18 protein-coding genes are annotated in these 22,149 nt (G+C 68.0%); 13 read left to right on the top strand and 5 right to left on the bottom strand.

Features of this window, described 5'->3' with window-relative positions:
* The first annotated feature begins 1,007 nt into the window (after positions 1–1,007).
* A complete protein-coding gene (locus tag BLR41_RS05020; RefSeq protein WP_245693884.1) occupies positions 1,008–1,868 on the top strand; it encodes a hypothetical protein in 861 nt (286 codons plus the stop codon).
* A 113-nt stretch (positions 1,869–1,981) separates the two neighbouring features.
* On the opposite strand, the gene BLR41_RS05015 is transcribed toward BLR41_RS05020, so the two are convergent.
* On the bottom strand, positions 1,982–2,851 hold the full coding sequence (locus BLR41_RS05015; RefSeq protein ID WP_281240928.1) for an NmrA family NAD(P)-binding protein: 870 nt from the start codon (positions 2,849–2,851) through the stop codon (positions 1,982–1,984).
* A gap of 332 nt (positions 2,852–3,183) precedes the next feature.
* On the bottom strand, positions 3,184–5,439 hold the full coding sequence (locus BLR41_RS05010; RefSeq protein WP_092626765.1) for a (Fe-S)-binding protein: 2,256 nt from the start codon (positions 5,437–5,439) through the stop codon (positions 3,184–3,186).
* 569 nt (positions 5,440–6,008) lie between these two features.
* On the opposite strand from BLR41_RS05010, the gene BLR41_RS05005 reads away from it, so the two are divergent.
* The 3 genes from BLR41_RS05005 (at position 6,009) to BLR41_RS04995 (ending at position 7,484) form a co-directional block, all read left to right on the top strand.
* Positions 6,009–6,455: a DUF1707 domain-containing protein gene (locus BLR41_RS05005; protein ID WP_218119902.1), complete on the top strand. Its 447-nt coding sequence runs from the start codon at positions 6,009–6,011 to the stop codon at positions 6,453–6,455.
* Positions 6,456–6,576: 121 nt separating this feature from the next.
* Positions 6,577–6,900 (top strand): DMT family transporter, encoded by a 324-nt coding sequence (locus BLR41_RS05000; protein WP_092626763.1) that lies wholly within the window; start codon positions 6,577–6,579, stop codon positions 6,898–6,900.
* The gene (locus tag BLR41_RS04995; protein ID WP_092626762.1) at positions 6,897–7,484 is read left to right on the top strand and encodes a TetR/AcrR family transcriptional regulator; all 588 of its coding nucleotides are present in this window, start codon (positions 6,897–6,899) and stop codon (positions 7,482–7,484) included. The genes BLR41_RS05000 and BLR41_RS04995 overlap by 4 nt, the downstream gene beginning before the upstream one ends.
* Positions 7,485–7,583: 99 nt before the next feature.
* Here BLR41_RS04995 and hisG read toward each other — a convergent pair whose 3' ends face one another.
* Entirely contained in the window at positions 7,584–8,450 is an 867-nt protein-coding gene (gene hisG, locus BLR41_RS04990; RefSeq protein WP_092626761.1) for an ATP phosphoribosyltransferase, read from the bottom strand.
* Positions 8,451–8,726: 276 nt separating this feature from the next.
* Here hisG and BLR41_RS04985 point away from each other — a divergent pair, with 276 nt between their 5' ends.
* From BLR41_RS04985 to BLR41_RS04965, 5 genes are all read left to right on the top strand, one after another.
* Positions 8,727–9,506 (top strand): DUF4097 family beta strand repeat-containing protein, encoded by a 780-nt coding sequence (locus BLR41_RS04985; protein ID WP_218119901.1) that lies wholly within the window; start codon positions 8,727–8,729, stop codon positions 9,504–9,506.
* A 539-nt stretch (positions 9,507–10,045) separates the two neighbouring features.
* A complete protein-coding gene (gene dnaK / locus BLR41_RS04980; RefSeq protein ID WP_092626760.1) occupies positions 10,046–11,914 on the top strand; it encodes a molecular chaperone DnaK in 1,869 nt (622 codons plus the stop codon).
* 80 nt (positions 11,915–11,994) lie between these two features.
* Positions 11,995–12,660 (top strand): nucleotide exchange factor GrpE, encoded by a 666-nt coding sequence (grpE, locus tag BLR41_RS04975; RefSeq protein WP_092626853.1) that lies wholly within the window; start codon positions 11,995–11,997, stop codon positions 12,658–12,660.
* 138 nt (positions 12,661–12,798) lie between these two features.
* Positions 12,799–13,998 carry a molecular chaperone DnaJ gene (gene dnaJ / locus BLR41_RS04970; RefSeq protein WP_092626852.1) on the top strand — a complete coding sequence of 400 codons (1,200 nt, stop codon included), beginning with the start codon at positions 12,799–12,801 and terminating at the stop codon, positions 13,996–13,998.
* Complete coding sequence (locus tag BLR41_RS04965; RefSeq protein WP_092626759.1) at positions 13,995–14,459, top strand: heat shock protein transcriptional repressor HspR; 465 nt, start codon at positions 13,995–13,997, stop codon at positions 14,457–14,459. Before dnaJ ends, BLR41_RS04965 begins: the two co-directional genes overlap by 4 nt.
* Before the next feature lie 83 nt (positions 14,460–14,542).
* Here BLR41_RS04965 and BLR41_RS04960 read toward each other — a convergent pair whose 3' ends face one another.
* Both BLR41_RS04960 and BLR41_RS04955 read right to left on the bottom strand, forming a co-directional pair.
* Positions 14,543–15,310: a YwqG family protein gene (locus BLR41_RS04960; protein ID WP_092626758.1), complete on the bottom strand. Its 768-nt coding sequence runs from the start codon at positions 15,308–15,310 to the stop codon at positions 14,543–14,545.
* 74 nt (positions 15,311–15,384) lie between these two features.
* Entirely contained in the window at positions 15,385–16,566 is a 1,182-nt protein-coding gene (locus tag BLR41_RS04955) for a globin domain-containing protein (RefSeq protein ID WP_092626757.1), read from the bottom strand.
* A 231-nt stretch (positions 16,567–16,797) separates the two neighbouring features.
* Here BLR41_RS04955 and BLR41_RS04950 point away from each other — a divergent pair, with 231 nt between their 5' ends.
* From BLR41_RS04950 to BLR41_RS04935, 4 genes are all read left to right on the top strand, one after another.
* A complete protein-coding gene (locus BLR41_RS04950; protein WP_218119900.1) occupies positions 16,798–17,694 on the top strand; it encodes a pyridoxamine 5'-phosphate oxidase family protein in 897 nt (298 codons plus the stop codon).
* Positions 17,695–18,111: 417 nt separating this feature from the next.
* Positions 18,112–18,606, top strand: a complete 495-nt coding sequence (locus tag BLR41_RS04945; RefSeq protein WP_218119899.1) for a MarR family winged helix-turn-helix transcriptional regulator — start codon at positions 18,112–18,114, stop codon at positions 18,604–18,606.
* Between the two features lie 183 nt (positions 18,607–18,789).
* Entirely contained in the window at positions 18,790–19,281 is a 492-nt protein-coding gene (locus BLR41_RS04940; protein WP_092626755.1) for a MarR family winged helix-turn-helix transcriptional regulator, read from the top strand.
* Positions 19,278–21,989: an MFS transporter gene (locus tag BLR41_RS04935; protein WP_092626754.1), complete on the top strand. Its 2,712-nt coding sequence runs from the start codon at positions 19,278–19,280 to the stop codon at positions 21,987–21,989. Before BLR41_RS04940 ends, BLR41_RS04935 begins: the two co-directional genes overlap by 4 nt.
* Positions 21,990–22,149 lie beyond the last annotated feature (160 nt).

Genomic DNA, 22,149 nt, shown 5'->3' with positions numbered 1-22,149 from the left:
GCCCGTGGTCGATTTCCCGCGAAACGCGCGGAACGTCGGGCCGCGCAACCGGTGCGTCCGGTGCTCGGACGTGTTTCCCGGACGACAGCGAGAGTGTTTTTCGTCGGCGCCGTCGGCATACGATTCGGCGTTCTTCTTACACGATCAGTGAATAGCGGTGGGCTGTTTCGCACGGCAATCTGGAGCAGCTCTGTCGAACGGGCGGAGTTTCCCGACCGGCGACGAGGTCCCACCCGTGTACTGCCCTACCCGGCGGTCCGTGTTCCGGAGGATCGAACATGCACCACGAACGACGTCCACTCATGCGGCGAACATCCGGCGTGTCCACTACGCCTCGACGATGGAGCACCGTACTGGTCTCGACGGTCGCTCTCACCGGTTTGCTCACGTCTCCGGCGATGGCGGCCGTACCGTCACCCACCGTCGAGCGGACACCGGATGCGGTTCCGATGCCGGGTTCGACGGCGAACAGCACCGACGAGCCCGACCTTCCTCCGAAGATCATCAAAACGAAGCTCCAGCAGGCGATCGATCCCGAGGCCGTGCCCGCCGTCGCGCCGCGCGACGTCGGGGCGAGTTCGCCGAGATCCGGTGAGAAGGTCGAAACGCTTACGGTCGGGAGAGGCGCTCCCGCCGAGACGTCGGCCGGGTGTACCCCAGTGGCCGACTCCGACAATCCGCACGTTTCGGGGAACCGTTCCGATGTATCCGCTCACGCGTGGTGGCACCAGGGCGACTGCGACAACGACAGGGCAACGGTCACCGCGTGTCTTTACGAGTGGTATACCGATCACACGTGGCGACGGAAGGCGTGCAACACGAACGAGAACCAGAAACCGGGTCGTAGTAGTAGCAGGTGGCTCAATGTCCGCGAACGCTGCGACTCCTTCGCGAGAACCTCGTGGCGTGCTCACGTTGACGTCGACGTGAACTGGGAAGTCGACAATCCCGGGGTCTCCACCAAGCAGGCCGATGTGGACTGTCGAGTCCATGACTGAGGGAGCCGATTGACTGACAGCGGTGAAGAACCGAGTCCCGGAGTGGCACCCGACAGCAGCGGCCCGGTGGGAACCGTGTTCGCCGCGCTGTACGGCGAGCTCGAACCGCACCCTTGGCGGGAGCCCGACGCGGAGCAGGACCTCTACGCCTTGTTCCACGCCAGGTCACAAGCCATGGGGTGGCTGCACGACATCGGCACGAGTGCCCGGAAGACCGCCACTGGGCAGCTCACGGATGTGAGACAGGTCGGAGCCACGGGCCTGTGGGGCATGAACGATGCCGGACTCGAGCACCCGCTCTCCGATCCCGAGGCGCCGCTGGCCGCGTGGGTCCAGGTGGGGGTGCGACCGCTGACCGAAGAACGACCGATACCTGTGCAGCCCTTGCTGCGCTGCGTCGGTGACGCGGTGGCACGGATCGGGACGCTGCGGCTGCGAGCGGTACAGCTGCTGCTGCCGGTTCAATGTCTCGATCCAGCCGCTTCCCGGATGCCGCCCTCGCTGTTCACCGCCGAGTGGTTCCTGAGCGGTGCTCCGGGGGGCGAGCTCCCGGTGCGGGTCACGCTGGACAGCGGGCAGGACCCCTCCCTGCCCGAGGCCGTGCCCGGGATTCGGGAGCGGATCAACCGACAGAACCAGGAAGTGTTCGTGTGCCGGACGCACTCACCGGACGGCCACGAGCCGTTGGCTTTGCGGCCGCCGTTCGGGGATCACCTCTGGAACGGGCCGTCGCTGCACCGGACGACCTTCCACGGCACCCTCGCCGAGTGGTCGTTGGACGCCCTGGGGTGGGTCGGTGGTTTCCTGGCGGATCTCAGTGCCTGCCAGGGCGTCGACACCCCGCTGGTGCTCACCGCCGTTCCGGAGTGACCGAGCTGTCGGTTTCCCGCGAAACCGCCGCGCGAGGGTGCGGGACGCCGGACGGACGTGCAAGGTGGTCCCCGGCTATGGGCATCCGACCGCTCGGCCGGGATCGCGGTCGGCTACGTCCTCGGGCGGAGGTTCTCCCAGGCCCAGGATCCGAGCGTGGTCGGCGTGGTGGTGACCGGATCCCGCCGCTGCTCGGGCGTGAAGTTCTCACGCATCCCCGCCGACATGCCCACGATTCCCTCGATCCGCCGCTCGGACAGTCCCACCGCCGACAGCGAGGCGCGGAGCCAATCGTCTGAGATCCGTTCGGGAACCACGTCGTGTCCCAGGACCTCTCCCAGCACCCCGGCCACGCGCGAGAAGGTCAGGTCCTCGGGACCGTGCACGGCCTGTACCCGCTGTCCGGACCACTCGTCCGACAGCAGTCGGGCCGCCGCCACCTCACCGATGTCCCGTGGATCGACCCACGCCATCGGGAAGTCGAGCGGCCACGGTGTTCGCAGCACTCCGGTCCGGATCTCCTCCGCCTGCGCGAGCAGGTTGGTGAAGAAGTAACCGCACCGCAGGTGCGAGACATTCGCACCGGTTTCGTTCAACAACCGTTCCGTCCGTGCGAGCCCGTCGATCTCGCCGACTCCGGAGCCCTTCTCAGCACCGATGCTGCTGACGAACACCGTTCTGCCGATTCCGTTCTCGGTGACGGCTCGGGCGGCGTTGGTCCCCATGTGAGCGTAGCCCGTGATCGGATCGTCATCCGAGTCCGGCGGGTTGATCCAGAGCAGGCGTTCGGCTCCCCGCGTCGCCCGAACCACCGCCTCGGCATCCCCCTGGTCACAACGGTGGACCTCGACCAACTCGCGGGTCGCCCGGTCGAGGTTGCCGGGTTCGCGAAGCAGCACTCGCGGTCTGATCCCCGCCTGGAGGAGTACGCGCACGGCCCGGGAGCCGATCTTTCCCGTGGGAGTGGTTACGACAGTGGTAATGGGGCACCTCCGGGACTGCTGGACAGCGGATTCCGCGGCGGAGTATGCCCGGGGGGACCGACACGGGACGGCTTTCGCGGGGCGGCGTCGATTTCTCGCGAAATGTACACGGGGAGGGGCGGTGCTGCTCCGTCGAATGGCAGCGGACAGCACAGGGGCCGCGCGGTACGGGACCGGAGAGGAAGCGGAGCCGGGCATAAAGCGGGGCCGGACTCCCGAATGGGAATCCGGCCCCGTTCACCGAACGAAAGCCCCTGGCCGGGAACTCGGGTGGCCGGGAAGTCGGGCCCGAGCGGGGGAACGCAACCCCCGTGAGGGGACTACGGCCTCGGTCAGCCGCTGGACTCGGCGCTCGCCGCGACGCCGTCCGAGTCCTGGGCCCCGTCACCGCCGGAACCGTCACCGTCGGTGCCGCGCCTGACCGACTGCAGCAGCAGCTGCGCCACGTCGACGACCTCGACGTTCTCCGAGGCGACCTGCTCGTTCTGCCGCGTTGTCATCCCGTCGGTGAGCATGACCTTGCAGAACGGGCAGCCGGTGGCGACCTTCGACGACGCGGTGCCCAGTGCCTCGTCCACCCGGTCGAGGTTGATCCGCTTGCCGGTGCGCTCCTCCATCCACATCCGGGCGCCACCCGCGCCGCAGCACATCGCGCGGTCGGCGTGGCGGGGCATCTCGCGGAACGAGGCGCCCGAGGCGTTGACCAGGTCCCGCGGCGGTTCGTAGACCTTGTTGTGCCTGCCGATGTAGCACGGGTCGTGGTAGGTGACGTCCTCGGTGACCGGGGCCACCGGGACCAGCCGCTTCTCCCGCACCAGCCGGTTGAGCAGCTGCGTGTGGTGCACCACCTCGTAGTTGCCGCCCAGCTGGCCGTACTCGTTGGCCAGGCTGTTGAAGCAGTGAGCGCAGGTGGCGACGATCTTGCGTTTGCCGGGCTCGCGGTTCTCGAACACCGAGTTCAGCGTTTCCACGTTCTGCTCGGCCAGCGTCTGGAACAGGAACTCGTTGCCCGCGCGGCGCGCCGGGTCGCCGGTGCAGCCCTCGTCCGGGCCGAGCACGGTGTACTTCACGCCCGCGATGTGCAGCAGTTCGGCGACCGCCTGCGTGGTCTTCTTCGCGCGGTCCTCGAACGCGCCCGCGCAACCGACCCAGAACAGGTATTCGACGTCCTCCTCGAGTTCACCGTCGAAGACCGGGACCTCGAAGTCGAGATCCTGGGTCCAGGCCAGCCGGTCCTTGTTGTTCTGGCCCCACGGGTTGCCCTTGTTCTCCAGGTTCTTGAACATCCCGCCCAGCTCGGTGGGGAAGTTCGACTCGATCATCACCTGGTAGCGCCGCATGTCGACGATGTGGTCGACGTGCTCGATGTCCACCGGGCACTGCTCGACGCAGGCGCCGCAGCTGGTGCAGGCCCACAGCACCTCGGGGTCGATGATCCCGGCTTCCTCCGGGCCGCCCACCAGCGGTTTCTCCGACTCGGCCAGCGCCAGGGCGTCGATCCTGCCCTTACGCTCCTCCGCGTCGTCACCGGTGAGGCCGACCTCCTCGCCGGTCATGTCCTTCTTGCCGCCCTCCAGCAGGTAGGGCGCCTTGGTGTAGGCGTGGTCGCGCAGGCTGGTGATCAGCATCTTCGGCGACAGCGGCTTGGCCGTGTTCCAGGCCGGGCACTGCGACTGGCAACGCCCGCACTCGGTGCAGGTGGTGAAGTCCAGCCAGCCCTTCCAGGAGAAGTCCTCCACCTGGCCGGCACCGAAGGTGTCGGTGTCCGGGTCGGCCTCCTCGAAGTCGATCGGGGCGCCGTTGCTCATCATCGGCTTCAGCGCGCCCAGCGCGGTGCGTTCGGGATCGCGCTTGAAGTAGATGTTGAAGAACGCGGTGAACCGGTGCCAGGCCACGCCCATGGTGATGTTCGAGGCGATGACGATGACCCAGATCATCGCCGAGAGGATCTTGAACGCGGCGAACAGCGAGACCGCGAACGCGCTGGCGGGCAGTACGCTGCCCAGCGCGAAGCTCACCGGAGCCGACCACACCGGGGCGTGGAACAGGTCGGAGGAGACCTTGAACGAGCGCAGGCCCATGATGCCCACGCCCTCCAGCACGACCACGGCTTCGACGAAGTAGGCCTGCCAGAAGTTGGAGCCCGCGAAGCGGGAGACCCTGCCGGCGCGGCGCGGGTGGTTGAGCTGGCGTATGGCGCTGAGCCAGATACCGCCGAGGATGGTGGTCACGCCCAGGATCTCGACGATCAGGTTCCAGGGGCCGAACGATCCCAGCCACGGGATCTCGAACGGCGCGTGGAACACTTCGCCGTAGGCGACCAGCACGCTCAGGCTGAGTCCGCCGAAGCCCAGCATGACGAACCAGTGGGCCACTCCCACGTGGCTCCACTTGAGCATCCTGGTGTGCCCGAGGACTTCCTTGAGCATGTTGGAGAATCGGGTACCGAACGGCCCCTTGCGGTTCGGGTCCGGTTGTCCGAGCCGGATGGACTGCACCATCCGTCGAACGGTCCTGACCACCATGACCACCGCGACCGCGGTCACGGCAAGACAGATCAGGCCCAGGACGAGCTGCAGGGCTACCATGCTCGTGGCCTCCTGTTCGCGGGTTTGGACGCTGAGCTTAGCCTCTATTACTCGTCGGTAACCATAGGGGCGTCGCTCGGGGTGGGAACAGTCGGTGATTGTGCGAGACGGCGACACGGAAGACTAGTCGGGCGCGAGGTCGTCCGCCTGCCGTCGGCGTGGAATCCGGGGAAGCGTAACAGAACGCTACGCTGCGCTGTTCGCGCTGCGCATCGCGGGTGTGTCTGATTGCTCGCCGCTCGTCGGTGGCGCGTCGAACTGCGCCGCGCGGCCTGCGCGAAGGCACTGTCGCGCCCGGATGGTGCGAGTTCATGGCGGGTGCGATTTTCGCCACTCTCGTGGTCCGAGTCCGGCTTTGATCGATCCAGTCGGAACCATCGCGGTGCGTTCCGGTGTCGCCGTTGTGGTGAAACGTCCCCGGCACGACCACGACTTCGGTATCCTCCTCGCACAGCATCGTGCCGGAAGTACCGCGCGGTGTGGCGTACCTCGGGAACGGCCGATCGGGAGGCGTGATGTCCGGCCCAGCAGCGAGTGGCCCGGATGGGAGCGGCCCGAACGAACGGGGCGTGCGCGCCTCGGACGCCGAGCGGGAGGCGGTCGCCGAGCGGCTGCGCCACGCGATGAACGAGGGCAGGCTCGACATAGCCGAGTTCGACGAACGGGTCGGGCAGGCTTACGCCGCGGTGACCCGCGCCGAGCTGGAACCCCTGACGCGGGATCTGCCGGACACCTCCCGGCCCGCCCGGCAGGGGCGTTCCGCCGTCCCGGCGGTCGGGAACGACGACGAGCACGAGCAGTCGGTCGAACGGAACCGCGGGCGGCGAAGCCGGGGCGCCGAGTGGCGGGACTGGGCGGGGACCTCCTTCGTGCTCGTCGGTATCTGGCTGATCACCTCGATCGCCTCCGGCGGTCCCACTTTCTTCTGGCCGATCTTCCCGATGGGGATCTGGGCCGTGATCCTGCTGTCCTCGATGATCTTCGGTTCCGGCGAGGACGAGCGCGGCGGTCGGTAGCGCTGAGCTGACACATCGACACTCCGGAACGGCGGCGGTATATTGAAGAAGTAGTACAGTCGTTCAATTTTTGGTCGGTTCGCGGTAGCCGCGACGATCCGTACGGGAGTTCGGAGGGCAGTTGGCCTACATCGTGTTGGTGGTGGCGATCCTGTCGGAGGTGCTCGGCACCCTCTCGCTGCGGTTCGTCGACGGGCTGAGCAGACCTCTTCCCCTGGTGTTGGTGGTGCTCGGCTACGGTTCCGCGTTCGTGGCGCTGGCGAACGTGCTCAAGATGGGCATCCCCGTCGGCGTCGCCTACGCCATCTGGTCTGCCGCCGGGGTGGCCCTGGTGGTGCTGATCGGCGCGTTGTTCCTGAACGAGACCATGACCCTGACCCAGATCGCGGGGATCCTGCTGATCATCGGTGGTGTGGTCGCGCTGGAGGCGGGAGGCACGCATTGACCCACGGCGGCAATCCGACCGAGCACTCCGACGGGCGCCGCGCCAAGGGGGAACGCAGACGCAGGGAGATCATCGACGCCACCCTGCGCGTGATCGAACGGGACGGCATCGCGGGGGTCAGTCACCGCAACATCGCACGTGAGGCCGGTGTGCCGCCCGCTTCGATCGTCTACTACTTCGAGAGCATCGACGGGGTGCTGATCGCGGCCCTGCTGGAGAGCTGCGAGACGATGATCGCCGAGCTGCGCGAACTCACCGAACAAGTGGTCGACGATCCCGAGGGATGGGTCACCGCCACCGCCGAGATGCTCTCCCGCATGGTCCGCGAGCAGCGCGGCCGGACGCTGGCCGAGTACGAGCTGTACCTGCTGGCCGCGCGCAGACCAGCGCTGCGTCCGGCCGCACGTCGCTGGATCGAGGTGGCCACCGGATACGTGCACGACACCGGGACCAGCGACACCGGCGCGGTACGCGCGCTGCCCGCCGCCATCGACGGACTGCTGATGCAGGCCCTGATCGCCGAGGAACCGCCCGGTCCCGAGGAGTTCCGCCCGGTGCTGGCCCACCTGGTCCCCGAGCGCTGACGAGGGGCGGCGCCGCGCAGAGGCGGTGCCGCCGCGGCGAGCTCAGGCGAGAGGTTCCGCTACGGCACCGACCTCGCGAACCGAGTCGACGAAGTCGGCTCAGAGCCTGCAGGCCTCCAGCCGGGTCACCAGGATCTCGGTGGCCCCCACCTCGGCGAGCTTGTCCATCACGTCCTGCACGTCCGCCCTGGGGACCATCGCCCGTACCGCTACCCAGCCGGGCTCGGTGAGGCTGGAGATGGTGGGCGACTCCTTGCCCGGGGTGATCGCCGTCGCCGTCTGCAGCGCGGTCTCCCGGCAGTTGTAGTCCATCACCACGTAGGAACGGGCGTCGAGCACTCCTCGCAGCCGTTGCCCCAGCACCTCGACGGCGTGCTCGCGCTCGTCACCGAGGGAGGCGCCCGCGCCGCGAACCAGCACCGCCTGCGAGCGCAGGATCGGTTCGCCGAGGGTGGTCAGCCCCGCCGCGCGCAGCGAGGACCCCGTCTCGACCACGTCCGCGATCGCGTCGGCCAGCCCGAGCTCCACGGCGGTCTCCACGGCACCGTCCAGTTCGACCGGCTCGATCCGGATGCCGTGCCGCGCCGCCGCCTGTTCGGCGAGTTTCGGGAACGAGGTGGCCACCCGCTTGCCGTCCAGCTCGGGGACCGAGGTGATCGGGCCCTCGTTGGCGACCGCGAAGTAGAACCGGGAGCTGCCGAAGCCGAGCCGCAGCAGCTCGGTGGTGCTCGCCGCAGTGCCCGCGCCCGCCAGCAGGTCCTGTCCGGTGATCCCGACGTCGAGCACCCCGGCACCCACGTTGCGCGCGATGTCGCTGGCCCGCCAGAAGATGAACCGCACGTTGTTGCTCGTGTCCTCGGCGAACAGGGCGCGATGCTCGCGATGAAGCCGGTAGCCCGCCTCCTCGAGTAGCTGGGTGGTCGGACCGTGCAGCGATCCCTTGTTCGGGACGGCGACGCGCAACATCAGGCATCCTCAATACGGCGTATGGCCTCCGGGAACGATTCTAATGCTTGCCGCTCCAGCGGGGTTCCGGCGCACCCCGTCCCACGGACTCCGATCTCCGGCGGAGCCCGGAGGCGCTCCGCGTGCGGACGAGTGGGCGCCCCGGATTCGCACTTTCGGAGTCTCCGGGGGTGTTCCGGGTAAATCACCGATGCCGTGCCCCCGCGCTCGGCGGTAGTTTGACCTCGTCGGGTGGACCGGGCACCCCCCTGAGAGCCAATCCCCGAGATCGGAGTGATGACGATGCGCACGGGACTCGCGGTGGGCGGCGCCGTACTGGTCCTGCTGGGTGGGGCCGTGCTCGCCTGGGGAGGGCCCTCGGACACCCGGACCGACTCGCCCTCCGGTGTGTCGGCCGTGGAGCTGCGTTCGGGTCCGAGCGCGGTGGAGATCAGCTACCGGGCCGGTGCCGAACCGAGGGTCCGCGAGGAACGCGACGGCTGGTGGGGCGGCTGGCGGGGCTCGGAGACGAGTTACCGGGTCGACGACGGCAGGCTCGTGCTCGACGCCGATTGCGGCTGGGGCTGTGACGTGGAGTACGAGGTGACGCTGCCCCGGCGCGTTCCGGTGACCGGCGGACTCGGTTCCGGTTCGTTGGAGGTCACCGGGATGTCCTCGACCGACGTGCGGGTGGACTCGGGAGCGTTGGAGCTGCGCGGCATCGACGGGGAGGTGCGCGCCGAGACCGGCTCCGGTGGCATCGAGCTCACCGACATCGGTGGCCCGCTCAACGTCTCGACCGGCAGTGGCCAAATAGAGGGGGAGGGCATCGACTCCGCCGAGGTCACGACGCGGACCAGCTCGGGCGGGATCTCGCTGGAGCTGTCCGAGCCGCGTTCGGTGCGTGCCGACACCGGCTCCGGCGGCATCGAGCTCACCGTCCCCGCGAACAGCTACAGCGTCCGCGCCGACACCGGCAGTGGTTCCACCGACATCGAGGTGCCCCGGGACGCCGACGCCGAGCGCTCGCTGCGACTTTCCACCGGTAGCGGCGCCATCGAGGTCGAGAGCTCCTGAAGAGCCGCCCCGCGGCGACTCCACCCGCGTGGGCCGGGGGTGCCCTCGTGTTCCCGATCAGTGCCCGCACCCGACCAGTGCCCGCGTGTTCCGAGCAGTACCCGCGCGGTCCACGGGTGTCCGTGCGGGCCCGTGGTGTGATTACCGGCTCCCGTGGTTGGGAATTCTCCCGAAAGCGGCCGGTCCGGCGCGGTCCCGTGGACGCCGCGAACAGGTGACTATCCGCCGGTGCCGTTCGCGGGACGGCCTCCCGCCTCGTCGACTCTTCCGGCCCCGGACCGCGGCCGAGCTCCCCGCCTCCGGGTGTCCCCACCTCCAGGGGAGCGAGACAGCCGCTCCCGGCGATACGAATCACACCCGCCGCGGCGAGCGTTCGGGAACACTCGTGGCTGGTCACGCGTTGTTCGGGCAGGAACCTTGAGCCTTGACGACTCAAACCCGGTTTGACGGATCGGACTCGGTTTCGGTAATACTTGAGTCAGTAGGGCTCAGGAGTTATCAGTCCTAAGCAGAGAACCAATACGCTGGAGGAGACTTCAATGGGGCGAGCGGTCGGTATCGACCTCGGGACGACAAACTCCGTCGTTTCCGTCCTGGAGGGCGGTGAAGCCACGGTCATCGCCAACTCCGAGGGCGCGCGCACGACCCCTTCGGTCGTCGCGTTCGCGAAGAACGGCGAGGTGCTCACGGGGCAGCCCGCCAAGAACCAGGCGGTGACCAACGTCGACCGCACCATCCGGTCGGTCAAGCGCCACATGGGCACCGACTGGAAGACCACCATCGATGACAAGGAGTACACCCCGCAGGAGATCAGCGCGCGTGTGCTGATGAAGCTCAAGCGGGACGCCGAGGCGTACCTCGGCGAGGACGTCACCGAGGCGGTCATCACCGTTCCGGCGTACTTCGAGGACGCCCAGCGGCAGGCCACCAAGGAAGCGGGCCAGATCGCCGGACTGGACGTGCTCCGCATCGTCAACGAGCCGACCGCGGCAGCGCTGGCCTACGGTCTGGACAAGGGCGAGAAGGAACAGCGCATCCTGGTCTTCGACCTCGGCGGCGGCACGTTCGACGTGTCCCTGCTCGAGATCGGCGAGGGTGTGGTCGAGGTCCGCGCCACCAGCGGTGACAACCACCTGGGTGGTGACGACTGGGACGAGCGCATCGTCGAGTGGCTGGTCGAGAAGTTCAAGAGCGCCAACGGCATCGACCTGACCAAGGACAAGATGGCGCTGCAGCGGATCAAGGAAGCCGCCGAGAAGGCCAAGATCGAGCTTTCCAGCTCCGCGCAGAGCAACATCAACCTGCCCTACATCACCGTCGACGCGGACAAGAACCCGCTGTTCCTCGACGAGACCCTGACCAGGGCCGAGTTCGAGCGGATCACCTCGGACCTGCTGGAGCGCACGCGCAAGCCGTTCGAGTCCGTGCTGCGTGACGCCGGTATCAAGGTCGGCGACATCGACCACGTGGTGCTGGTGGGCGGTTCCACCCGCATGCCCGCGGTCACCAACCTGGTCAAGGAGCTGACCGGCGGCCAGGAGCCGAACAAGGGCGTCAACCCGGACGAGGTCGTCGCGGTCGGCGCGGGCCTGCAGGCCGGAGTGCTGCGTGGCGACGTCAAGGACGTGCTGCTGCTCGACGTCACCCCGCTGTCCCTGGGCATCGAGACCAAGGGCGGCATCATGACCAAGCTGATCGAGCGCAACACCACCATCCCGACCAAGCGCTCGGAGACCTTCACCACCGCGGACGACAACCAGCCCTCGGTGCAGATCCAGGTCTTCCAGGGCGAGCGCGAGATGGCCGCGGAGAACAAGAAGCTCGGCATGTTCGAGCTGACCGGCCTGCCGCCCGCGCCGCGTGGCGTGCCGCAGATCGAGGTCACCTTCGACATCGACGCCAACGGCATCGTGCACGTCAACGCCAAGGACCAGGGCACCGGCAAGGAACAGTCGATGACCATCACCGGCGGCTCCGCGCTGCCGAAGGAGGACATCGACCAGATGGTCAAGGACGCCGAGGCCCACGCCGAGGAGGACAAGAAGAAGCGCGAGGAGGCCGAGACCCGCAACCAGGCGGAGTCGATGGTCCACCAGACCGAGAAGGTCCTCTCCGACAACGACGAGAAGCTGCCGGACGAGAGCAAGCAGAAGGTCCGCAGCGCCATCGACGAGGTCAACGAGGCGCTGAAGGGCGAGGACTCCGACGCCATCAAGTCGGCCGTGGAGAAGCTGGCCACCGAGTCGCAGTCGCTGGGCCAGGCCCTCTACAGCGAGGGCGACGCGAGCGCCGCCGCCGGTGCCGCCGGTGACGAGGCCGGGCAGGCGACGGGCTCCGCCGACTCCTCCGGTGCCGAGGACGTGGTGGACGCCGAGGTCGTCGACGACGAGGACGAGAAGAAGAAGTGACTCCGAACAAGCCAGAACAGGACCGGGGGCCGCAGCAGGCCTCCGGCGCACAGGACGAAGGCGAGCAGGAGCCCGTCGTGGTGCGGGACCGGCGCAGGATCGACCCGGAAACGGGTGATCTCCGGTCCTCGGACGACAGCCAGTCGGAGACCGGTGAGGTGACCGACAGCATGTCCGGATCGTTGGACGACGAGTTGGCCAAGGTGGCGGCCGAGGCCGACGCGGTGGAAACCGCCGCGGAGGCCGAGGCGCCCACTTCGGACGCGGAGAGCGAACTGCGTCGGCAGGTCGAGGAACTCACCGCTGACGTCAAGCGTGTGCAGGCCGAGTACGCCAACTACCGCAAGCGCGTCGAGCGCGACCGGGACTCGGTGATCAACAACGCGAAGGCGTCCGTGGCGGAGTCGCTGCTCACCGTGCTGGACGATCTCGAACGCGCCGAGTCGCACGGCGACCTCACCGGCCCGTTCAAGGCCGTCGCGGACAAGCTCACCGCCGCGCTGGCCGACGCCGGGCTGGAGGGCTTCGGCCAGGAGGGCGAGGAGTTCGACCCGAGCGTGCACGAGGCGGTCCAGCACGAGACCTCTCCCGAGGTCTCCGGGCCCACGGTCACGACGGTGCTGCGCCGCGGTTACCGCTTCGGTGAGCGGGTGCTGCGTCCGGCGATGGTCGGAGTCACCGACCACGAGCCCGACGGGAACGGTGCCGAGCCGGAATCGCAGGGCGAGACATCCGAACAAGGCTGATCCACGAGACTGCTTAGGAACCGCCGTGTTCAGTAACCGTTACGGGCTCGCACCCGCGTTCTCGCGAGGAGGATCACCGTTTCCCGGTGAACCGTCGTGGCGCACGTCAACGGATCGAGACGGAAGGAGGGGCGTCCGGTGAGTGCCAGGGAATGGCTGGACAAGGATTTCTACGCCGAACTGGGCGTCTCCTCCGACGCTTCGGCCGACGACATCAAGAAGGCGTACCGGAAGCTGGCCAGGGAGAACCATCCCGACGCCAATCCGGGTGACACCAAGGCCGAGAACAAGTTCAAGGCCGTCTCCGAGGCCTACGGCGTGCTCTCCGACCCGGAGAAGCGCAAACAGTACGACGAGGCCCGCAGGCTGTTCGCCTCCGGAGGCGGCGGCCAGGGTGGCTTCGGAGGTTTCGGCGGCGGTTTCGGTGGCCAGCCCGGCGGTGCGGGCGGTCCCGGATTCGACGTCGGTGACCTGTTCGGTGGCCCCGGAGGCCAGGCCGGTGGCGGGATCGGTGACCTGTTCGGCGGGCTGTTCGGCAACCGCAGAGGCGGTGGTGCGGGCACGGCCGGTAGAGCGAGCAGAGGCTCCGATGTGGAGACCGAGGTCCGCATCGACTTCACCGAGGCGGTGAAGGGTGCGACCGTCCCGTTGCGCCTTTCCAGTCCCACCACGTGCTCCACCTGCCACGGTTCCGGCGCCCGACCGGGCACCAGCCCCCGGAAGTGCTCGACCTGCTCGGGGCAGGGAGCGGTCACCCGCAACCAGGGGGCGTTCGCGTTCAGCGAGCCGTGCCCGGACTGCCGGGGGCGTGGCAGGGTCGTCGACAACCCCTGCCAGGAGTGCCGCGGCGAGGGTGTGAGCACCAGGACCAGGACGTTGACCGTGCGGATCCCGCAGGGCGTCTCCGACGGGCAGCGAATCCGGTTGGCACACCAGGGTGAACCCGGCCGCAACGGCGGCAACTCGGGTGATCTCTACGTCGTCGTGCACGTGAATCCGCACCAGGTGTTCGGCAGGTCGGGGCACGATCTCACGATCACCGTGCCGGTGACCTTCCCCGAACTGGCGTTGGGCGCTACGTTGACCGTGCCGACCCTGGAGAGCAAGGTGTCGGTGAAGGTGCCCGCGGGCACCAACAGTGGCCGTACCCTCCGGGTGCGCGGCAAGGGCATCGGCAGGAAGGACGGCAGCAGCGGGGATCTGCTGGTGACGTTGCAGGTTGCCGTGCCGAACAAGTTGGACGGCAAGGCCGCCGAGGCGTTGCGGTCCTACGCGGAGGCGACGGAGCAGCACGATCCCAGAGCCGAACTGAACGAGCTGGTCCGGAGGGCGGAATGACCGCGCGTGAGTCTGCCGCGGAATCCGGCGGTATGGCCGGATTCCCGCCAGGTGCGTCCGAGGACACCCCGGTTTTCGTGATCTCCGTGGCCGCGGAGCTGTCCGGGCTGCACGCCCAGACGCTGCGCAGCTACGACCGGCTCGGCCTGGTTTCGCCGGGCCGGACCCCCGCGGGTGGTCGGCGCTACTCCGCGCGCGACATCGCGGTGCTCCGCGAGGTGCAGCGGCTCTCCCAGGAGGAGGGCGTGAACCTCGCGGGCATCAAGCGCATCATCGAGCTGGAGAACCAGGTCGACGCACTGCGCGACAAGATCAAGGAACTCTCCGAGGAGGTCGCCGCGGCCTACGCGGCCGCCGAGCAGGCGGCCGCGCGGGTGCACGCCTCCTACCGGCGCGACCTGGTGCCGGTGCGGCAGGAGACGGCGCTGGTGGTCTGGAAGCCCGAGCGGCGCCGTCGCTGACCCTCGGCGACCTCGCGGACGACGGTTTCGCGACTCTCTTCGGTACGGTCACCGAGCCGCGAGGCCGCCAGCAGCCGAGCCGTTCAGCAGCACTGCATTTCCAGCCGGACACGGCTGAAGTCGCCCGCTCGCAGGTCCTGCTCCCCGATGAGGAAGTAGAGGCTGCCGCAGTCACCCCACATCCACTTCATCCGCTCGTCGCTGTCCAGCTGGGCCAGTAGTAGCTCCTCGCCGGAATTCCCCAGCACAGGCTCCTGGATCAGATCCGGCCAGCCACCGATCCGATGCGCGGGTTCGTCCTCGCCCTCGCGGCTCCCTCGGTAACCGTCGAACAGCTGGTCCGGTAACTCTCCCGCCTCGTCCGGAGGTAGATCCTCCAAGTCCGGGACGGTGAGGAGAGCTCGGCCGTGCAGCGCCCGTTCGCGGTGGCGCGTCGTTCCCTGCGATGGCGAGGTCAGCACTGCGGTCTCGGGGTGGGCGTGTATCACCCGCCAGCCGTCCGAGTCTCCCAGATCGAGCCCGGTTACGAGTTGTTCGGCCGGGGCATAGCAGAAATTGAGTACCCCGTGCCGCGGCAGCGGTAGTTCGGGGTTGATCGGGGCGATGGCGGTGAGGTCGAGCACGGCGAGCAGTTCGAGGGGTTTCGATTCGTGTTCCGGCCACGTGGTGTTCGGTGGTAGTAGTGCGTCGCCGCCGAAGCGGGAGACCCCCAGTGGTGCTCCCGCTTCGCTGTCGGTGCCGAGTGCGACGGAGGTGGCGGCCATAGCCGTGATGCGTTCGGCCTCGATGGTGCACACGTGTTCGGTCAGGGTGTGTCGGAGGTGCTCGCGTTGTTGTTCGATCCCGGACATGCGCGCACTCTCGCACCGACCACCGAGCCGGTCCTCGGGAGCTTCCGCCGCGTTCTCGGGAGCTCCGCGCCTGCTCAGTCCAGGGTGAACGGATCGTAGTGGATCCGTTCCAGCGGGGTGCCCGCCACCATCATGCCGGACACCGTGTTCCGGATCATCTCCGGCGAACCGCTGACCAGCACGTCGTGCTCCTGCCACGCGCCGTGGCGGGTCGCGGCCTCCGCCAGGGTGCCGTGCTCGGCTCCCTGCGCGGTGGGGTCGTTCTCCAGTACCGGGATCACCTTCAGCCACGGGTTGCTCATGGCGACCTGCCGCAGGTTGCGCAGCTCGTACAGGTCGTCCCGGGTCCTGCCGCCGTAGAACAGGTGGACCTCGGGGTTGTTGCCGTACTGCGCCAGGTCCTGAATGATCGACCGCATCGGTGCGAGCCCGGTGCCGCCCGCGAGCATCACCACGTCGCGCTCCGAGTCACGATCCACACCGAGCCTGCCCATCGGGGAACCCATGCGCCACTGGTCGCCGAGCTGGGCGTGCCCCACGATGGCGCGGCTCACCCAACCCGTCGGCACGGCACGTACGTGGAACTCCATCGTGCCGTCGTCGGAGGGTGGGTTGGCCGGTGACAGGTAGCGCCACAGCCTGGGACGCTGCGGCACCTCGACGCTGACGTACTGGCCCGGCTGATACGGCACGGGGTGTTCCGGCCTGATGCGCACCATGGCGACGTCCCAGCTCAACCTTTCGTGCTGCACAACCTCGCCGTTGTACCAGGCGGGACCGTCGTCCTTGGACGCCGCGTCGGTCATGGTCGTGGCCATCACCGCATAGGCCTCTCCCCAAGCACGCTCCACGGCGTCGTTCCAGGCGTCGCCCGCGTACTTCTTGATCGCTGCCAGCAGCGCGGTTCCCACCGCCTCGTAGTGCTCGGCGACCACGCCGAACTTGCGGTGGTCCCTGCCGAGCTGTTGCAGGAACGGAGTGAGTTCGTCCGGGCGGTCCACCATCTGCACCACGTGCACCAGGGCACGCAGCAGTCTGCTCCGCTGCACCTCCATGTTCACCGGGAACAGTTCCCGCGTGGCGGGAGCCAGGCTGAACAGCATGCTGTAGAAGAACCGCGACACGTCCTCGGCTTGTGGTTCCACCACGGCCCAGCTGTCCCGGATCAGCCGAACCGTCTCGTTCACGTCGGTCGGGCGCTCGCGATCAGCTGAGCCGCCGGGGCGCTCGGGGTGTAAAGCGGCGTTGGCTGTCATGATTCGGGCGATTCTCTCCACATAGGCGGCCGTGTCGGTCCGGCACGGTGTCCGTATACCTGAGGTCCGTATACATGTCCCCCGACTGCCCGAGACTCTAACCCCTTTTTCGGCTTGTGTGACCCTTGATGCCACCTTCGAGTGGTTGTTTAATACTCATCGTCATGAGAGCTCACACACTCGTGTTGAATCCGTTTCGGCACACTTGCATCCACATAGCGGCGTGACACGGTGAGGCGCGTGATCGCGGACTGGTTACCTTCCCCCGAATCCCGCCGTCCCACGGGGATGGCCACGGCGGAGCTGTTGGAGCTCGAACTCGCGGATTCGTCACCGAGCGTTTCCGATCGGATGCGGTCCGAATCGCACTCCGGTGGGCAGCGTCGCTACGACGACGGTCCGACGCGCCCACAGCTGCACCCCGTTCGTCCCGATCAGTCCACTTCGGACTACGAGGACGAGTCGAGTCGGCCGGAGGACCCGTTCGCTCCGAACGAGCGGAGCACCATGCCCGGCTCGGCCGGGGAACACCTGCTGCAGAGCGCCTACGAGACCGAGCGCCGTGCCCACAAGTTCTACAACGACCAAGTGCTCGATCACCTCAACGAGCGGATGAAGGAGTTCATCGTCTCGATGAGCATGGCCTTCATCGCCACCGCGGACGGACACGGCGAGTGCGACTCCAGCTTCCGCGCGGGACCCAAGGGGTTCATCGAGGTGCTGGGTGACCGCCACGTGGCCTACCCCGAGTACCGGGGCAACGGGGTCATGGCGAGTCTGGGAAACATCAGCGAGAACCCGCACGTCGGTATCCTGCTGATCGATTTCGTCGACGAGCTGATCGGGCTGCACGTCAACGGCAAGGCCAGGATTCTGGAGGACTCCGACCTCAGGGCCATCCATCCCGGGCTCCGCTCGGATTTCGAACGCGGCCGCAAACCGGAACGCTGGGTGGTCGTGCAGGTCGAGGAGGCCTACATCCACTGCCGCAAACACATTCCGCGGATGGCTTTTGTCTCGCGGGAACGTTCCTGGGGGACCGACGACGTCAAGCGCAAGGGCGGAGACTACTTCGCGGCCAAGGGGACGGCACGTCCCTGGCACCAATCGCAACCCCAGCACGACTGACCGGGCACATCAGCAGTTGTCCGCGTGGTCGGTTAGCCGGCACGTGAGTCGGCGCCTTGCGGCGTCGGGCCGGCTCTTGAGTAGCGACCTACGCGGCGAGCGGCCCGGCCTCGCGACGCATCCGACTCCCGCACCGGGGGCAATCGCGCTGCTCACCCGGTACGACCATCGGTGAGGCTCCGTGGCCCGGTTTGCGTGGCGGTGCGGGTGCCGGAACCTCCCGCGGGTGGCCGGGTCGCGTTGGTGGTTGTTTCGGCGCTGCCGCGCCGAAGACGCGGTTGGTTCCTCCGCCCTGCCGTGCACCGATGGTGCTCTCGTTCATCGGAGGAGGCCGACCCGCCGTACGTCGAGGACCGCCTGCCGCGTCGCCGCGGACCACCGGCACACTTGTGGTGTCGGCGATGGGAGGGCGAGCTCGTGACCGAAGAACTGCCGGGCGGGTCCTGTGAGGCGGAGTCCGGGGAGCGGGGCTCGGCCGGATCCGAGCGTGAACAGGCCGCCGCCGAGGTCGAGCGTGAACTCGCCATGATGTTCCGCCGCGCCCGCAAGATGTCGTTGGAGGTGGCCGCCGAGGTTCATCCCGAGCTCGATCCCGCCTCCTACAGCCTGCTGCTCATGGTCGCCGACGCGGGATCGCTGCGTGCCATCGAGATGGCCGAACGTATCGGCCTGGACAAGTCCACGGTCAGCAGGCAGATAGCCAACCTGGAGCGGTTGGATCTGCTGCGCCGCGCACCCGACCCGCAGGACGGCAGGGCCAGGCTGATCCAGCTCTCCGAGTCCGGCAGGCAACGACTGGACGGGGCGCGGCAACGTCGTTCCCGCCACTTGCGGGAGGACTTCGTGCAGTGGTCCACCGACGATCTGCACCAGTTCGCGAGGCTGCTCGGCAAGCTCAACGCGATGTACTGATCTCGGCCTTTCCCGCCGCTTCTTCCACCTGAGCCGTCGGGACGCCCGATTGCTCCCGAAAGCGCGGTTATCGCGGCTCGGTCCGGCGGGCGAGTGTGACCCCGCTCTCCGTCGGGCACGATTAAGTTGCTTATCGAAACTAAGGATCTTTATGGTTGGTTGTACCAACCAAAGGAATACTCGATGGGATCGCACTTCGAATCCTGCGAGCGATTACTGGAACCGCTCCGCAAGTTGCTGGGGATCAGACAGCTGGCGCTGCAACGGGCGCAGCACGGCAACGAACTGAGCACCTCGGGGACCGGCCTGTTGTCCGAGCTGGTCCACGGCGGCGAGTCGAGGGCCTCCGAGCTCGCCCACAACCGGGTCGTGGACACCTCCGTGGTGAGCAGACAGCTCGGTCAGCTCGAACAGGAGGGCCTGATCGAGCGCAGACCCGATCCGACCGACCGCAGGGTCTCGTTGCTGCGAGCCACCGAGCGGGGGCGGGCCGCGCTCGAGGAGCGCGAGCGGCAGAAGGCGCGCTGGCTCAGCGAAGTGGTGCTCAGCGAGTGGGACGAGAGTCGGCTCACCGAGCTGGACGGACTGCTCCGCGCGCTCTCGGACGACTTGCTGACCGCGTCCAGGCAGCTGCTCACGAACCCGGAAGACGCGGCCAAGGAAGGAAATCGATGACCACCTCGAACGTCGCGGGGGGTGAGGCGGGACACGCCCCGCCCGGCGAGTCCGCCGACGGAGGGGCCCCCGCGCGGGACGCCTCGTCTCCCGGCGCCGGTGGACCGGGGAGCTCCGGCGGAGCGATGACGCACCGCCAGGTGCTCAAGGCCCTGACCGGGCTGCTGCTGGCCCTGCTGGTGGCGATCCTGAGCTCCACGATCGTGTCCAACGCGCTGCCCAGGATCACCGCCGAGCTCAACGGCACGCAGGGCCAGTACACCTGGGTGGTCACGGCCATGCTGCTGACCTCCACGGCCACCACCCCCATCTGGGGCAAGCTCTCGGACCTGTTCAGCAAGAAACTGCTGTACCAGCTCTCGATCACCATCTTCACGCTCGGTTCGGTGCTCGGCGGTTTCTCGCAGTCGATGGGGATGCTCATCGGCTTCCGAGCCATCCAGGGCATCGGCATGGGCGGTATGCAGGCGCTGATCCAGGTGGTGCTCGCCGCGATGGTCGCGCCGCGCGATCGCGGCCGCTACACCGGTTACATCGGCGCCACCTTCGCCGTGGCCACCACCAGCGGACCGCTGGTCGGTGGGCTCATCGTGGATTCGCCGCTCGGCTGGCGCTGGTGCTTCTGGGTGACAGCGCCGATCGCGGTGATCGCGTTCCTGGTGCTGGGACGAGTGCTGCGGTTGCCGGTGATCAAGCGCGACGTCTCCATCGACTGGTTCGGCGCGCTGTTCCTCGTCGGCGGAGTGAGCCTGTTGCTGGCGTGGGTCTCGTTGGCGGGCAAGCAGTTCGACTGGCTCTCCTGGGCCACGTTCGGGTTCGTGGCGGGCGGTGTGCTCGCCGTGATACTCGCGGTGTTCGTCGAGACCAGGGTGCGCGAGCCGATCGTCCCGCTGGGGATGTTCCGCAACCCCACTGTCTCGCTGGCGATCGTCGCGATGGTCGCCGTCGGCACGGCGATGTTCGGCGGTGCGGTGTTCCTCGCGCAGTACTTCCAGCTCGGGCGCGGTTACACCCCCACCGAGGCCGGACTGATGACGCTGCCGATGGTGCTCGGCCTGTTCGTCTCCTCGACGGTGACCGGACAGATCATTTCCCGCGTAACGGGCAAGATCAAACCGTTCCTGATCGGTGGCAGCCTGGTGCTGACCCTGGGGATGGGGCTGCTGAGCACGATCGACTCGGACACGCCGCTGCCGCTTGTGGACGTCTACCTAGCCCTCATGGGGATCGGGGTCGGCGCCCTGATGCAGAACCTGGTGCTCGCGGTGCAGAACAGCGTCGACATCAAGGACATGGGATCGGTCACCTCGGTGGTGACCTTCTTCCGCACCCTCGGCGGTTCCGCCGGCGTCTCGGTGCTCGGTGCCGTGCTGGGCAGCAGGGTCAGCGAGTACGCCAGGGAGGGGATGGCGGAACTGCCCGGGCCGACCCCCTCGTTGAGCGGCGGAAACGGGAGCGTCTCGCTGGATGTCAACAGCCTGCCCGCGCCGATCGAGGCGATCCTGCACGACTCCTACGGCAGGGCGATCGGGGATCTGTTCCTGATCACCGCCTGCGTCTCGGTGGTGACGCTGCTCGCCGTGCTGTTCATTCGCGAGGTGCCGCTGCGTACCACCGTCGAAAAGCACGATCAGCCCGCGGAGGGCGGCAAGCACCGGGCTGTGGAGAACTTGAGCGAATCTGTGGACAACTCGTCGAGTGGTGGTGACGGATCGGTGGCCGGTGCACCGAGTTCGGCGCAGCCGATCACCCACGAAGGACACATATCGGAGGCAGTGGAGCGCCCTGTGAACACATCGAGCGACCCTGTGGACAACTCTGTGGAAAAGTCTGTGGAAAACATTGGGGAGAACTCGGTGGGTGGCAGGTCAGCCGCATTGTCGAACAACGGATTCGAGATGAACGAGCACAGTGCGAACGGTGTCAGTCTGGCCGGTTCGCTCTACCCGGACGACGGTGCTCCCACCGTGTACGGCGTGGTCCGAGGTCCTGGTGGCGTCCCGCTGGCGGGGGTGGTGCTCACGCTCACCGACTCGGTGGGAAATCAGGTCGATCGCACCCACTCGGATGACCTGGGGAACTATCGGGTGAAACCCGCCGGTGGCGGCACCTGTGTGCTGATCGCCGCGGCTGACGACTACCAGCCCTCGGCGGCCATGGTCGCGATCTCCGGGCGCACGGTGCGCCACGACGTCGAGCTCTCCGGCGGTGCCGGGCTCTCCGGCATGGTCCACAGCGGTCCGGTACCGGTGCCGGACGCCACGGTGGTGCTCACCGACGTGCGCGGCTCGGTCGTGGCCGCCGCGCGCACTGGCGGTGGCGGCGGCTACGAGTTCAAGGATCTGGTCGGCGGCTCCTACGCCCTGACCGTCACCGCCGAGGGGTACCAACCCACCAGCACCGAGGTGGCGCTGCCCGAGGGACAACGCGCCACGCTGGACGTCTCGCTGGAGTCGGGTGCCGAGGTGCGCGGCGTGATCCGCTCCGCCCGCCTCGGGCACGCAGTGCCGGAGGCCCAAGTGACCCTGCTGGACTCCTCGGGCGGCGTGGTCGCGGCCACGGTCACCGGTCCGGACGGGGAATACCGGTTCACCGATCTCTCGCACGGGGACTACACCGTGATCGCCACCGGTTACGCGCCGACCGCGAACAACCTCAGCGTGCGGGGCGAGCACGTCGACCACGACATCGCCCTCGGTCTGGAGTAGTGGGCGAACTCGCCCGATGGGGTGGCCGCTCCGCGGCACCGGCCTCCGACCGTCGACGACGCGGTCCCCGATGACGGGGCCACCGACGAGGCGGTCACCGACGACGGGACCACCGACGACGCGATTCTTCGAACCGGACCGGCGGATCCGGCGATTCCCG

This window comes from Actinopolyspora mzabensis (assembly GCF_900101095.1).
Classification (GTDB): domain Bacteria; phylum Actinomycetota; class Actinomycetes; order Mycobacteriales; family Pseudonocardiaceae; genus Actinopolyspora; species Actinopolyspora mzabensis.
This window is presented reverse-complemented; position numbering and strand designations above follow the sequence as displayed.

Bases quoted from the DNA above. Each gene is read 5' to 3' on its own strand.
- BLR41_RS04985 (WP_218119901.1), top strand. From the start codon at position 8,727: ATGACGATGCGCACGGGACTCGCGGTGGGCGGCGCCGTACTGGTCCTG.
- dnaK (WP_092626760.1), top strand. From the start codon at position 10,046: ATGGGGCGAGCGGTCGGTATCGACCTCGGGACGACAAACTCCGTCGTT.
- hisG (WP_092626761.1), bottom strand. From the start codon at position 8,450: ATGTTGCGCGTCGCCGTCCCGAACAAGGGATCGCTGCACGGTCCGACC.
- BLR41_RS04955 (WP_092626757.1), bottom strand. From the start codon at position 16,566: ATGACAGCCAACGCCGCTTTACACCCCGAGCGCCCCGGCGGCTCAGCT.
- BLR41_RS04935 (WP_092626754.1), top strand. From the start codon at position 19,278: ATGACCACCTCGAACGTCGCGGGGGGTGAGGCGGGACACGCCCCGCCC.
- BLR41_RS04960 (WP_092626758.1), bottom strand. From the start codon at position 15,310: ATGTCCGGGATCGAACAACAACGCGAGCACCTCCGACACACCCTGACC.
- BLR41_RS05010 (WP_092626765.1), bottom strand. From the start codon at position 5,439: ATGGTAGCCCTGCAGCTCGTCCTGGGCCTGATCTGTCTTGCCGTGACC.
- BLR41_RS04965 (WP_092626759.1), top strand. From the start codon at position 13,995: ATGACCGCGCGTGAGTCTGCCGCGGAATCCGGCGGTATGGCCGGATTC.
- BLR41_RS04940 (WP_092626755.1), top strand. From the start codon at position 18,790: ATGGGATCGCACTTCGAATCCTGCGAGCGATTACTGGAACCGCTCCGC.